The sequence below is a fragment of the Pseudomonas sp. 11/12A genome (assembly GCF_000800055.1).
Lineage (GTDB): Bacteria > Pseudomonadota > Gammaproteobacteria > Pseudomonadales > Pseudomonadaceae > Aquipseudomonas > Aquipseudomonas mohnii.
The window spans coordinates 5,310,551-5,324,885 of record NZ_JUGV01000001.1 but is presented as its reverse complement, the minus strand read 5'-3'; the positions used below and the strand labels follow the sequence as shown (position 1 = coordinate 5,324,885).

The window sequence follows — 14,335 nt, the reverse complement described above, 5'->3', positions numbered from 1 at the left end:
TCCATTGCCATGACGGACGCGCCGCTTTCCTTGTCGTTCAATCCCGCTGGTATCGAACTCGACCGCCGCCAGGGGCTGAGCCGCCAGCTCTATCAGGCTTTGCGCCTTCGCGTCCTCGATGGGCGATTGGCCAGCGGTACGCGACTGCCGGCCAGTCGTGATCTGGCCGCAGCGTTGGCGATTTCCCGTAACAGCGTGGTGCGTGCCTACGATCAGCTCTATGCCGAAGGATTTATCGAAGGGCGCGTTGGTGACGGGACCTATGTGGCTCAGCTACCGCAAACCGCAATACCGGCAAAAAAACTATCCACAAAAGTATCCACAGGGTTGTCAACAGGCTTACCCACAGCCTTATCCACAAATTGGCTGGATTTACCTGTGGTTTCATCCAGCAAAGTTATCCACAGCGATGCGTTGGCGCGCGTTGAAAAGAACCATCTGGCGATGCCGCCGAGTGGTCCGCCGCGAGCATTTCGGGTCGGTGTTCCGGCGTTCGATCTATTTCCCTTTGAGGTCTGGGCCAAGCTGAATGCGGCTTTCTGGCGTAAACCCGATCTGCAGCAGTTGTGTTACGGCGACCCGGCAGGCGATGCCCGATTACGCGGGTTGATTGCGGCCTACTTGCGCAGTTCGCGAGGCATGCAGTGCACGGCTGAGCAAATAGTGATCACCAGTGGTGCGCAGCAGGGGATCAGCCTTTGTGCACAGTTGCTGGTGGAGCCGGGCGACGGCGTGGCGATTGAAAATCCGGGGTATCGCGCGGCGGGCCATGCGTTTGCCGTCGCCGGTGCGCGGTTGCACGGGGTCGCCGTGGACAGCGAGGGCATCGACTGCGACGAGCTGGCCATGCTCAGTGACTGCCGGCTGACCTACGTCACGCCCTCGCATCAGTACCCGACAGGGGTGGTCATGAGCCTGGCGCGTCGTCTGGAGTTGCTGGCCTGGGCCGAGCGCACGCAGGGCTGGATCGTCGAGGATGATTACGATGGCGAGTACCGCTACAGCGGCGCACCGCTGGCTCCCTTGGCGGCATTGGACCGGCAAGGCCGGGTGCTTTACGTCGGCACGTTCGGCAAGGTGGCGTTCCCTGCCTTGCGTCTGGGGTATCTGGTATTGCCGACAGGGCTGGTGGATGCGTTTTCCCAGCGCCGTGCCGTTGATGTTCGCCATTCCGAAGTCAGCACCCAGGCGGTGATGGCCGAGTTCATGGCGGCGGGGCACTTCCAGCGACATATCCGCCGCATGCGCCGTGCGGCGTTGAGTCGGCGCAATACGCTGCTCAATGGTTGGCCGCTGGACATGCCCGGCGTCGGCCCGTTACCCACGGTTGCCGCCGGGCTGCACATGACCGTGCCGGTCGACAGTGTGGCGCGCGAGCAGGAACTGATCGAATGGGCACGTGGTGTCGATGTCGAGATCAATGGCCTGAGCAGTTATTGGCTGCCGGACTCCGCCACCCCGATCGATCAGCGTGCCGGGCTGGTGCTGGGCTTTGCCGCGGTGCCCGAGAAATCGATCGAAGCGGCGCTGGCGCGATTACGCACGGTGTGGCGTGCCGGCTGAAGAGGGCGGCCAGTCGGGCCGCCCACGCGCGCGTCAAGGTTGCGTCTCGAGTTTGAAGAACGGGGACGGATCGTTGATGCGCCGCAGCACGTAGTCCAGTGGCGTCAGAGTGGTCAGTGCCTGGCGCCGTTCGGCCGAGAATTGCTGCAGGTGCGGTTCGGCGATTTTCAGGTGTGCGGCGGTGTATTGCTCCAGCGGCGCATCCACGGACGCATAGTGAAAATGCGCGAGCCACAGCGGCTTGTCGTGGCCGGCGATGTCCAGCACCTGGTACTCCTGAAAGTAGTCCCGGCGTTTTTTGGTCCTGATCCGGCCTTGGCCGTTCTTGACGATGCGCACCTGGTTGTTATCCAGCAGCCACTGCAAATACGCCTGTCGGGGCTGCCGATCCTTGAGCAGGCTGGCGCGGATGCTGACGCCCTGAGCACGTAACCGGACGGCTGCACTCTTGAGCTCCCCGCTCAGGTTGCCCACAGGAAGCCGCGCTCCGCCCGATGCGCGTATGCGCTCCAGTGCCTGCTCGACATTGATCGCTGCCCGCTCCAGTCGTTGAGCCTGATGATCGAAAAGATCCTGCATGTCCGCTGGAATACGATTGGGCTTGAAGGCATCTTTGCGGGTTCGATCAATGAACGCCTGTACGTCCTCATTCAGGGTCAAGGCATCGTCGACCGTGTCGACGTCATCCAGCACGGGCTGCAGACCGGGGGCCGGCCTGGCGGGAAGTACTTCCCTCAGGGGCAGTTCGTCCGCTGTGGAAGCCTTGGCGGGCGCAGAGTCACGTGGTCGAGTCTTGGTGACTTTGCCAATAGGGCGGGAGGGACCGGCAACTGCGGGTTTGGGCATCACCGGAGGATCGTTTTGTCTAACCTCGGGCAGTAGCGTATTCAGTTGCGTCTGAGCCAGTTGCTTGAACTCGCCGATCAATGCGCTGACCCGTTTAAGCTCGAACGCTTCCACCTTGTCGGGGTATTCGCCGGGCAGGTCTTCGAGACGCTGATTCACATCGGCGTAGACATCGATCAGCCGGCTCAGAGTGTCGATGCGCTGTGCGGTGGCTTCACCGCTGTCGTGCGTTCTGATCAAGGCGGCATGCTGGTGGGTGGCGGTTGCGGCCTCGATAATCAACGAGCCGACCGCTTCACGCGCCGGCTCGTCGTTCTCGGAGGCGGTACCGCGCACGCACAACTCGTGGGACATGCCGATTTCGTTGGACTTCAAGTCCCACTGATTAAAAGCGGGAAGCAGCTCTCGCAGGCTTTGCGAGGTGGTCATGCCCGCGTGACCAGCCGCCTCCAGGTTCTCAAGCGATGCCTGGGAAAGCTGCAGGCGGGCGATGATCTCCTGGCTCAATGCCAACGCCTGCCTGACTCCCTGAACATGCGTCTGCAATAAAGCGTCGGAATCGATGACCGTGTCTTGCGCCAGCATTTCGGTGAGTTTGGCGTAGTCGTTGCGCTTGAATACGAGCCACAGGCAGATGTTCTTTTGCAGCACGATGGTCATGCGCTCTAAATCGTTGAGATAGCCTTTGGTTCCTCCTGTGAGACGCCATTGCTCGAGATTTTTCAATGCCTGATCGTAATCATCGATCAGCTTTTCCAGACGAGCGACGTAACGCTGTGTCGCCTGCTCGTGCGCGAGCCCGGTTGCGCCCAGCATTTCTGTATAGGCCTCCTTCAACTCGGCATTGTTGGCGACCTCCTGGCCTTTGAAAGTCTCCAGCGCAACGCCCAGTCGTTTCTTCTGCTGCTCCTTGGCCTTGCGTTGTGCTTTGAGCTGGCTTTGCAAACTGGTGCCCCCGGCGCCCCCGCGCAAGCGCAATCGGGTGTCGACAAACCACTGTCCTTGCGTGTTATGAATCAACAGCGGGCCGGTTTTCGAGGGGGTCTGCGGATCTACGATTTGCACCTGCTCGTTGTCGTTTTCCACGACACGGAACCAGCGCTCGCCAACCTGTGCGTAGGTGTTGCCGTCCAGGCGATACAAGGGCGCGGTATCGTGCGAGAGGGTTTCCAGCGACGGAGTCGTGAGGTCGACAGTCGGCACTTTCAGGCCCTCCAGATACAGCGCCAATGCCGTGCCTGAGCGATGGGGCACTGAGCCGCCAGGCTCAAGTGACGAGTAATGGCTGGACGCAAGTTCGCCGGTCAAAGGTGTCGTCATTAACGTCACGGTGGGCTTGGCAAGTGCTGTCGATGGCGTGACGCCGACCTTGAGCTGCCTGTCGTGCTCGTCCCGTGGCCCAGCCTTAAGCCTGGCCCTGCGTCGAGTGGCGGCATGTTGCGCCAGGAGCATGCCCAGGTTCAGAAGCATATCGGCGATGGCGCTCCATTGAGCATGAGCATCACCGCGATTGTGCGCGTCCAGAACTTGCTCGATTTCGCTGATGCTTTGCCAGACCCAAACCGCAGCCCCTGCCGGGCCACTGAGAAAATTCGAGGCAATGTTGAACAGCGCCCAACCGCTGTCCCGAAGCAGGGCCCAGCGTCGTTGTGCATTGGATAACGATTGGCGGTCGGCGAGTTCGGCCATGGCCAGGGCATGGTTCTTGAACAGGGTGGGGAATACATCGCCGCTCAGTTCCGTTGAAGAAAGTTCGACGGGACCGGCCCAACCCGAGGATGTCCAGGGTTCGGAGAGCAGTTGTACGCTCAGCCACGGGTTGGGAAAGCCGATGGGGAACGTGTATTGGGCGTATTTGAAAGCGAGGGTGGAATCGGGCAGCCACGCCAGCACCGAGTCCCTCAGCTCGCCTGGCTGGTGCAAGGCGTACAGCAGGTTTTGCGCTGACGGGAATTGCAGCAACGGTTGTTCGAACAGCGGGCGATAGAGCAGGCAAGGACCCTTCTCTGGCTGGCGCGCAGCGATGATGAACATATTGGCAACGGTGTCGCCGGCGGTTTCCCCGGCCCGGATGAAGGTCAGGGGACGAATGACCACCGGTTGAGCGTGACCGGGCGTCGGCTTGAGCCATTCGCGCACATAGCGACACCCCAATTCGTCTACGCCGCCAATGCGCCGGATCTTGCACTCCAGCGCAATCAGCGGCAGCAAAGCGCGCAACTGGCTGATGTAGAAGTGCTCCTGCAAGGGTGCCTGCACCGGATCGTCAATCAATTTGTCCTTGATCAGGCGCGGATACGCCTCGCCAATATCGACCTTGCTCGCGATCTTCGTCAGGTAGCCTTCATCCAGCCATTCGGGGACCGTTTGCGGCGGGTTGAATCGAAGCGTTGCCTGATACGGCGCGGAATTTTGAACGGCGTATTCGCCGAGCGTTTCGGTATGAACATCGAGCGGGTTGGGCAGCGTCAAACCACCGGACTCGAAGCTGTTGGTGATGGTGATCTCGAGGCTATCGAGCGGCAGTCCGGTTGCGGATGGTTTGTCAGCCACGATCGCTTCGCGCATGCGCTGCTGGGCGAAGGTGGTCATGGGCGGAATCCGGAACAGTTGTTTGTCCGTCTGCCTGTACAGCTTGCCCAGCGCATTGATCGATTGGCTGTAGTGATCCAGGTCCGTCACCGAAGCACCAAAAAGCCAGTCGGGTATTGCGTCGGCCAGCTCGCCGAGCGCCTTTTGCTCCTGGATATTGGCGTTTTCTACCTGAGGAGCCGAAGCCAAAGGGGTATCCAGTTCGGCGGCAAGGCCTTGAGCTGTCATCGCGGCAATGGAATCGAGTTGGTTGGCGATCAGGGCCCAAGCCATGTGGTCGAAAATATTGCCCTCCGGTTCAAACAGTTGCCATTGCAAATTTTGTCCGGGCGGCAGCTTATCGAGGCGGGCCGGCAACGAAGCACCTAACTGTTCCAGTGAATTGAAGGTTTCGTAGCCATATCCCACGGTGTACATCATGACCAGATCGCGCTCTTCATAGTGCCCTGTAATCACCGCGGCTCCGGCCAGTGTCTGGTGTCGGGTGATGCCTTGCGCGTCGATGGTGTCACAGTCGACGAGGCTGACCTGAATAGTCGAAAACGTCGGGTCATGAGCCAGGCGCGACTGTTTATCAGGATGACGCGAGATGGCGCGAGCCACCCGACACTGATCCTTATCCCAACCGTTGACTCTTTGAACATTGAGGGCTTTGCGCAAGGCTGCGGACAACTCCAGCCAGTGCGGTGCCAGCTGCCCCTTGAGGTTCCAATAGGCCAGTTGCTGTTCGCCATAGGCAACCAAGAGCAGGGGTGAATAGTCATTGAGCAACTCGGCGATGGCTTCGATATCGATATCCAGATGCACGACAGGCGTGGCCAAGGGATTCAATGTCAGAAAGTGCTCGCCTTCGAGATAGTTGGCGCTTTTCGAGGTAGCGAACAGGTTTATCAACGTCTGGGTCAACGATTCAAACTGTGTGGGCCTCGCCTCGAGCACGCCGTCCAGGATTTGCCATTGAGGCGTGCCGATCATGGTTTGGTCAGGGTCGATATCGCGCTCGGGATACCGCGCCTTCAGCGCTTGGCGCAGTAGCAGGGCGGCGACCTCATCGACCGTGGGGCCTCTGCTGGTCTGGTGAATCACTTGGCTTTTTTTTAGCAGTGCGGGCGTTTCGGTATCTTCCAGGTGTTCAGTCATCGCCAACTTCCTTCTTGACGTTCGAGGCTTTTGAAAAGAACAGTGAATTGGCCAGCGGCGGGCTGATTTCGCTGCGATAGATGGCGATCAGCTGGCTGCTGGAAGCCGAATTCAGATCGAATGCCCCGGCCATCAGTCGTTGATTACGCAGTTTCAGGTGGGCGGCAGTAAACGCTTCGGCGGGGCTATCGGGGCCGGCATAGTGGAAGTGCGCGTACCACAACGGTTGCCCGGTGCCTGTCTCGCGAATCTCGTATTCCTGCAGGTAATCCTTGCGCGGGCCTTTGAGTCGACGCCGTTCACCATTCGGCACGATATCGATTTCATTTTTGCCCGATAGCCATTCGACGCGAGCGGCCGTGGGCGGCTGTTGCTTGATCATCTCGACCCTGATTCGGTAGCCCTCGGCATAGAGTCGATCGCGCGCTGCGCTCAATTGCGTCACCAGCGCTGTCGTGGAGGTCGTTGTATTCGAACCGGTCGGGGTCTGTTCCAGTGTCCTGGCGCTTTTGTCGAGTTGCTCGGCTTTGTGCTGGAACAACTCCTCGATTTCCACCGGTATACGGCCAGGTTTTTTTGCGCTCGCTTCGGTTTGCCGAATGAAGGTATCCACGCTCTCGAGCAACGTCTGGCCTTGAGCAATTTGCATCTGGAGTTCGGGCACCTGGATGGTCGGATGCCGCTTGGGTTGCACGCGCTCGACCCACACGCCTGGTGTCTTCTCGTGGAAGGTGGCGATCACTTTGCCGGTCATGGGCGATTTCACATCCAGCAGGACCGGTTGTCCCGATGCCGAGGGACGAACTTCGCCAACGACCGTACCCTTGAAGCGCGTTTTGACGACCCGTTTGCGCGATGCCGGTGCGGGCCTTGAAGGGCCGGGACGGGGCTCCACCGGCAGTTGTTCGCGCAGCAGTTGCGCCAGATAGGCTTCGGTCTCTTGCTGGAATTCGCTGATCCGTTTACGTACGTGTTTGAACGGTTGCTCCAGAACCGCTTCCTTGTGGCTGAGGCTGAAGTCTTCGAAGGATTGGTCGATGGCGGCAAACTGTTCGAGCATCCCGTTGAGGCCTTCGATGCGGTCGCCCTCAGCCCATGTACTGTCTTTGAGCATCAACTCCTGCGACGTCTGGATAACCAGGTTGGTGGTATCGAGCAGGCGTTCGAATGCGCTTCGAGCATCAGTCAACCCAGCACTGTTTCCTTCTTTCAGACAGACGTCGCGAGCCAGCGAAACCTGGAGTGCCTTGAGATCGTTAAGGCTGAAAGCAGGCAATTTTGCCCGATAGGTGCTGGCCACCTCGGCAGCACTTCTACCGAGTCGGCTCAACGCCGGGAACTGCGATTGTGCAAACTCGATTTTGCCGATCATGCCCTCGGTCAGGTCGGTCATTTTCTGGTAGGTGGCGCGATCGCCGGCACCCCCTGCCGTTTCTTCAGCTTCCAGCAGCGCCAGGGTTTCCCTCAGGGTTTGAGCGAACGTTGGACTGCGTTGGTCAAGCCACGTCTGGTTGAAGAACAGCTGAGTGCCGAGCATCTCGATCATGGATGCCCGGTAGTTGGGCACTGTTTCCAGCAGGCTCAGGGATTTCATCTGTTCGATGGGAGCGGCGTAGTCTTGGGTGCGTCGCTCGAGCTGCTCGAGGAATTGCGTTTGCGCGGTGAGCAGAGCCTCGTCGCCGACCGAATTTTTCATGGCGTTGTGGGCGTCCGTCAGCTCCTTGCGTGCCTTCTCGCGTCCGTCGTTAAACTCGGCCAATTGACTCTTGAGTTCGGTGATGCGTGCACGGTTTTGTTGCTTCAGTGCCTTGCGTTGGCTCGACAGCCCGCCGCCCCGCAAGCGCAGGCGCGTGTCGACGAACCATTCGCCGCGGTTGTTGCGGATCAGCGCCGGACCGCTGCGCACAGGCTGCTCCCGTGCGTCGATGATCGACACTTCGCCCGTGTCCTCGACCGCGACCTCGAACCAGCGCTCGCCCACCGGTGCGTAACAGGCGTTGCCCTTTCGATAGAGGTGACGATACAGGCCGCTGTCGTTGACGGGCGCTGATAGCTCTTCGGGTGGCGTGATATTGAAGCGGTCCAGGGTTCTGGCAAGGTCCAGGGCCGTATCGGTCGCCACGGACTGGCGATGTTGCGCGGGAGGGTGTTCGCTGGGAATGTCGGGCAACTGCACGACGGACACAGGTTGCGGGGCTGGTTTTTCCGGGGGCTCGATCGCTGTTGCTATCGGCTTTTCCTGGGCTCTGCGCACAGGCGAATTACGCGTACTGGCGTGATGGGCAAGCACCATGGCCAGGGTCAGCAACAGATCGGTCATGGCGGATGTCTGTTGCTGATCGCCACTGCCGGCAGCGTCGAGGGTTTGCTGCAAGTCATCCAGCACTTGCCAGATCCACGCGGCCGTCCCGACGGTGCGACCGAGAAAGGGCAGTGCGGCATTGAGCAGCGTCCAGGCTACGCGTTTGAAAGTCTCCCAGCGATATTGCGCATTGGACAACGATTGCCGTTGCGCCATTTCAACCAGCGCATTGACGTTGGCCTTGTACAAGGTGGCCAGGTAAACGCCGCTGAGGACCCGCTGGCCAAGGCTGACCGGGCCGCTCATTTGCAGGGAGGTCAACGGGTCGGCCAGCTGTTGGGAAATGCTCCAGACCGAAGGTCGGTCGCCGGTGAACGCATAGTTGGCGTAGTTGGCGCGGGCGTCGTCCGGCAGCCAGGCGAGTACCGATTGGCGCAACATCGGCGAGTGTTTGATGGCGTAGATCAGGTTGGCCGGCGTCGGGTACTGGCTCAACGGTTGCTCAAGCATTGGCCGGTAAAGCAAGCATGGTCCCTTGTCCATCTGCCGGGGGCCGATCACGAACATGTTGGTCACTTCATCGGTGGCGCCCCCGACGCGCCAGCCAGGCGTGAAGGCCAGTGGGCGAATCACGATCTCCTGGCCATCCACCCAGCGATTGGCGTCGAGCACCTGGACCACGGCGGCGACATAGCGATAACCGGTTTCATCGATGCCGTTCTGGTTGCGAATCTTCAACTGTAAGGCCTGCAGCGGTAACTCGACGCGCAAATGACTGGTGAACAGGTTCTGCCGTCGCAGGCTTTCAACGGGGTCGGCGAGCAGCTCGCTTTTGATCAGCGCCGGGTACTTCTGGCCGATGTCGACGCGAGTGATCAGCGCCTCCAGATAGCTTGGCGTCATCCATTGCGGCACTGCTGTGGCGCTGGTGCTACGTACGGATTTGTTGCCCTGGGGCAGGGCAATCAGGTTTTGCAGTGCCAGGTCGACCAGGCTCAGGGTCGTGCGCTCGGGCTCCACCATCGGCACAAAGCTGCCCCAGACCACCACGCTGTCGACCACGATCTCGATGTCCGCCAGGTTCAGTCCTGCCGCATCGGCATGATCGTTGAGCATGGCCTCGCGCAGTTGATCCAGCGCAAATTCGCGGATCGGCTTGAGCCCGTCCTGAAAGGACTTCCCGGCGTTCTGATTACGCACGGTCACCAGGTCCATCAGATGCCGACTGTAGGCGGTGAGATCAGTGGGAGAAGCACCGGCCATCCAGTCAGGCAGCGACTGCTCGACCTGATTGAATCGCGAGGATGACTGCTTGTCCGTCGGGTCGAGCTCACTGGTGGTGCGGCTGACGTGGGGCGCCAAGTCCGGATTGCTTGCAGCGGGTTCGTTGGCCAGCGCACCGATGGCGTCGGCTTGCAGGGCGATGAGGTTGCACGCCAGGCGGTCGAAATAATTGCCCTGGGGTTCGATCAGGCGCCAATGCAGGACGTTGCCCGGTGTTTGCCCATCGGCGTCCGCCACCAACGATGCGCCCAGTTCCTCCAGGGAGTCGAACGTCTGGAAGCCACGGGGGATGGTGTGAGTGATCACCAGGGTTCGAGTGCCCAGGGTTCCGATCAGGACTGCCATGTCGAGGATGTTGACGTGAGTCGAGGCAGCACCGCTCATGGCGTCCAGGTCGATCAGGCAGGCGCGTGACTGATAGGGGTCATGGGAACGGCGAGCACTTTTTTCCGGGTAGGCGAACAGTTTGCCGGCCATGGCGTGTTGGTCGCTGTCCCAGTCCGGGTTGGCCTCGATGTTCCATAGATCGCGCAAGGATTTGGACAGCTCCTGCCAGCGCGGAGTGGACGCGCGGGTGTACTGGTTCCAGTAATCGACCTGCTGTTCTTGAAACGCGACAAACAGCAGCGGCGCCAGCTCATTGAGCAGGCGCCCGATGGCTTCAATGCTGACTGGCAGTTGTACAGGCGTCTGCTCCTGAGGCTGCAGCGTGAGGTAGTGTTCACCGTCGAGGTAGATCACTGGCGTGCCCGCTACACCATGGTGCACCAGCGTGTCGGTCAGCGATTTGAAGTGCCGTGGCCCGGGTTCGACGCGCCCATTGTGATAGGCCCAGGTTGGCATCACCACCATGGCCAGGCGCGGATCGATATGTAGATTCGGGTACAGCGCTTTCAGGGCAGGCTGCAGCGCGTGGGTGGCGACTTCCCTGATCGAGGGGCCGGTGACCAATTGGGTGAGCAGGGCATTCTGGTCGGAGGAAAGGCCGGGTAAAACGGGAGGGCGGGTGGCGTCGGTCATGGTCACATCCTTTGTGTGGTTAGCGGGCACCGCAGAACATTCGGTGCGCGAAGCGTTGCAAGGTAGTGACGGGCCGTTGGGCGATGGCGGTAAATAAATATCGCGGGCAAAAAAAGACCCGCGCATGCGCGGGTCCGGGGAAGCGGTTGAAGCGATACGGGTCAGGTGCCTGACTTGATTTTGGTCCAGGCCCGGGTCCGCGCACGTTCGGCATCGCGAGGCAGCGGTTGCAGGGTATAGAGCGTGCCCATCGCCGTGTCGGTCGGGTACAGGTTCGGGTTATTGCGGATCGCCGGGTCGACCAGCTCGGTGGCGTCCTTGTTCGGGTTCGGGTAGCCGACGAAGTCGCTGACCGGCGCAATCACCTGCGGTTGCAGCAAGTAGTTGATGAAGGTGTAGGCGTCTTCCGGGTTCTTCGCACCCTTCGGAATGGCGAGCATGTCGAACCAGATCGGCGCGCCTTCTTTTGGCAGCCGCATGTCGACGACGACACCATTCTTGGCTTCCTTGGCGCGGTTGGCGGCCTGGGAAAAACTGCCGGAATAGCCCACGGCGACGCAGATGTCACCGTTGGCGATATCAGCCATGTACTTCGATGAGTGGAAGTAGGTGATATACGGGCGAATCTTCATCAGCAGCGCTTCAGCCTTGTCGTAGTCCGCAGGCTTTTTGCTGTTGGGGTCCAGGCCGAGGTGTTGCAGGGCCAGGGGCAGTATCTCCGACGGCGAGTCGAGCAGGGCGACGCCGCACTGCTTGAGCTTGCTGATGTTCTCTTCCTTGAAGATCAGGTCCCAGCTGTCCACCGGTGCGTTATCGCCGAGGACTGCCTTGACCTTGGCCGGGTTGAAGCCGATCAGGATGGTGCCGTACATGTAAGGCACCGCGAATTTGTTCCCCGGGTCGTTGGCTTCGATCAGCTTCATCAGCTTGGGATCGAGGTGGTTCCAGTTCGGCAGCTTGCTGCGGTCCAGCGGCTGGAACACGCCAGCCTCGATCTGCTTGGCGAGGAACACGTTGGACGGCACCACCACGTCGTAACCGGAGTTGCCGGTCAGCAGCTTGGCTTCGAGGGCTTCGTTGGTGTCGAAAATGTCGTAGACCAGTTTGGTCTGGGTGTTCTGCGCCTTGAAATCTTCCAGGGCTTTGGGGGTGATGTAGTCGAACCAGTTGTAGACGCGCAACGTTCGTTCTTCGGCGTGCGCGGCGCCACTGAGCACCAGGGCACTCAGGGCCGGCACGATAAAACGCTTGAGCCTTTTCATTGTTTTAATTCCTCACTGAGCGCTTTCAAAACCTTCAAGGACGTTCACCGCGTTGATGCCGATTTCCTCGACCGCGTAACCGCCCTCCATCACGAACAGCGTTGGTTTGCCCAGGGCTGCGATGCGCTTGCCCATGGCCAGGTAATCCGGGCTATCGAGCTTGAATTGCGAGATCGGATCGTCCTTGAAGGTGTCGACGCCCAGGGACACGACAATGATGTCCGCGCCGTAGCTTTCGATCTCTTTGCAGGCCTGTTCCAGCGCCGCGCTCCATGTGTCCCAGCCGCTGCCGGCGGGCAACGGGTAGTTGAAATTGAAGCCCTCACCGGCGCCTTCACCCAACTCATCTTCATAACCAAGGAAGAACGGGAACTCGGCTTCCGGGTGGCCATGGATCGAGGTGAACAGCACGTCGTTGCGTTCATAGAAAATCGATTGGGTGCCGTTGCCGTGGTGGTAGTCCACGTCGAGGATCGCGACCTTTTTGTGACCCTGGTCGAGGAAGGCCTGGGCGGCGATGGCCGCGTTGTTAAGGTAGCAATAACCCCCCATCAAGTCGCCAGCGGCGTGGTGTCCTGGTGGACGGCACAAGGCAAAGGCACTGCGCGCGCCAGCCTGGATTTCTGCCTGGGCGGTCAATGCCACTTGCGCTGCGCTGTACGCGGCCTGCCAGGTTCCGGCAGTGATCGGCGCACCGCCGTCGAAGCTGTAGTAACCGAGCTGGCCGTGCAGGCTGGTCGGTTTGATTTGGCGCAGGGTGCGGGCCGGCCAGGTGTAGGGCAGCAGGTCGCCGTCAGTGTTGAATTCGGTCCAGCGCGCCCAGGCGCCTTTGAAGAAGTCGAGGTAGTCGCGGCTGTGTATGCGCTCGATGGGGCCGAGGCCGAAATCCTTGGGCGCTTCTACCGGGCCGAGGTTCTGGTTTTGCACGCGGGCCAACACGTGGTCGGCGCGCGAAGGCATTTCGAAGCAAGGCTTGAGTTGCCCATCTATCAATTCACAACGGCCGTGGTGCAGATGGTGATCATTCGAGTAGATCGTCAGCATTTCTTGTTCTCCGCAGGCTGATTCGGTTGAACACAGTCTTGCGGCATGGACGATTTTGGAAAACGGCAGGAAAGGCCAAAAGGGGATCGATATGGCCAAAAAAACTGACCGAAATTCGCCCCTTTTTAATGCGCCACGCCCTGGCATGGCGCGTGGAATTCAGACGTTATCCATGTGGGCGGAACTGGCTTGGCGCTACACCACTCCAGCGCACGAAGGCATGGCGAAAGCTCGCGGTCTCGCTGAAACCCAGGGCCTCGGCAATCTGATAGATCGGCAACTGATCCTCGCACAGCATTTGCTTGGCCTGTTCGAAGCGCAATTCATCGAGCAATTCCTGATAGCTGCAGCCCAGGTCCTTGAGATGCCGACGCAGGGTTCTCGCCGAACAGTTCATCTGCTCCGCCAGGCCCTCCAGCCCAGGCGCCGCATTCAGTTGCGCACTCAGCAATTGGCGGATTCGCCCCAGCCACGCCTGGCGTCCGGTGAACTCGGTATTCTGCTTGCGGCAACGTTCGGCCATGGCTTGATGGGTAATCACGTCGGCCAAGGGCAAGGGTTGATCGAGCCAGTGCTTGTCGAAGGCGAAGGCGTTGTCCCGTGCCCCGAAATGCAGCGGGCAGTTGAAGTGTTCGGCATAGGTCGCTTCGTAGTCGGGTGCGGCATGTTCGAAGCGAGCGGCGAGCAGTGGCAGCGGATGACCGAGCAGGTCGTCGCAGATGACCTTCAGCGAAACCAGGCAGAACTCGGCGTTGAACACCGCCATCGCCGGGCTCTCGCGATAGTCGGCCGCGACGAACCAGACACGCTCGCCATCTTCCTCCAGGCTCAGTTCGAAAAGTGTTCCCAGCAGCGCCGGATAACGCATCGCCAGACGCAAAGCGTCACCGAAGGTGGCACTGGTGAGCAGTGCATAACCGAGAATGCCGTAGCAGGACACGTGCATCCGCCGGCCCAATTCCAGGCCGATGTCACGCTTGAGTGCGACAGCGTTGGCACAGACTTGCATCTCTTGATTGGTGGTGATGCGCGTGTCGGCGCGGTTCAGATCCGCCGCACTGATGCCGCTGCCGGCCAATAGCGCCTCACTGGACAAGCCTTCAGCCTTGAAGGTGTTGAGGATCAGCGAGACGGCATTGAGGGTCGTGAGATGAGAGTGGAGCATGGCGACTTCCAGTCTTGATTTGCTGGAATGGGAGCAAGTTGTGTGCCGGGCCCGGAGTCATGGGGGGGCGGCACGCCCGGTGAAGCCAACGGTTACAGACGCTATACATGGATACCG

At 60.2% G+C, this 14,335-nt stretch carries 6 protein-coding genes; 1 reads left to right on the top strand and 5 read right to left on the bottom strand.

From position 1 onward, the window contains the following. Positions 1–9 precede the first annotated feature (9 nt). On the top strand, positions 10–1,563 hold the full coding sequence (pdxR, locus tag GQ39_RS24520) for a MocR-like pyridoxine biosynthesis transcription factor PdxR (RefSeq protein WP_047535244.1): 1,554 nt from the start codon (positions 10–12) through the stop codon (positions 1,561–1,563). Between the two features lie 33 nt (positions 1,564–1,596). Here pdxR and GQ39_RS24515 read toward each other — a convergent pair whose 3' ends face one another. The 5 genes from GQ39_RS24515 to GQ39_RS24495 form a co-directional block, all read right to left on the bottom strand. After that, a complete protein-coding gene (locus GQ39_RS24515; protein WP_047535242.1) occupies positions 1,597–6,141 on the bottom strand; it encodes a dermonecrotic toxin domain-containing protein in 4,545 nt (1,514 codons plus the stop codon). Further along, complete coding sequence (locus GQ39_RS24510; protein WP_047535238.1) at positions 6,134–10,747, bottom strand: dermonecrotic toxin domain-containing protein; 4,614 nt, start codon at positions 10,745–10,747, stop codon at positions 6,134–6,136. The genes GQ39_RS24515 and GQ39_RS24510 overlap by 8 nt, the downstream gene beginning before the upstream one ends. A 161-nt stretch (positions 10,748–10,908) precedes the next feature. Continuing rightward, complete coding sequence (locus GQ39_RS24505; RefSeq protein ID WP_047535235.1) at positions 10,909–12,009, bottom strand: polyamine ABC transporter substrate-binding protein; 1,101 nt, start codon at positions 12,007–12,009, stop codon at positions 10,909–10,911. Positions 12,010–12,021: 12 nt separating this feature from the next. Then, positions 12,022–13,053 (bottom strand): histone deacetylase family protein, encoded by a 1,032-nt coding sequence (locus GQ39_RS24500; protein ID WP_047535232.1) that lies wholly within the window; start codon positions 13,051–13,053, stop codon positions 12,022–12,024. A 166-nt stretch (positions 13,054–13,219) separates the two neighbouring features. Continuing rightward, the gene (locus tag GQ39_RS24495; protein WP_047535230.1) at positions 13,220–14,218 is read right to left on the bottom strand and encodes an AraC family transcriptional regulator; all 999 of its coding nucleotides are present in this window, start codon (positions 14,216–14,218) and stop codon (positions 13,220–13,222) included. Positions 14,219–14,335 lie beyond the last annotated feature (117 nt).

Coding starts and splice junctions, on each gene's coding strand:
- pdxR (WP_047535244.1), top strand. CDS start 10: ATGACGGACGCGCCGCTTTCCTTGTCGTTCAATCCCGCTGGTATCGAA.
- GQ39_RS24515 (WP_047535242.1), bottom strand. CDS start 6,141: ATGACTGAACACCTGGAAGATACCGAAACGCCCGCACTGCTAAAAAAA.
- GQ39_RS24510 (WP_047535238.1), bottom strand. CDS start 10,747: ATGACCGACGCCACCCGCCCTCCCGTTTTACCCGGCCTTTCCTCCGAC.
- GQ39_RS24505 (WP_047535235.1), bottom strand. CDS start 12,009: ATGAAAAGGCTCAAGCGTTTTATCGTGCCGGCCCTGAGTGCCCTGGTG.
- GQ39_RS24500 (WP_047535232.1), bottom strand. CDS start 13,053: ATGCTGACGATCTACTCGAATGATCACCATCTGCACCACGGCCGTTGT.
- GQ39_RS24495 (WP_047535230.1), bottom strand. CDS start 14,218: ATGCTCCACTCTCATCTCACGACCCTCAATGCCGTCTCGCTGATCCTC.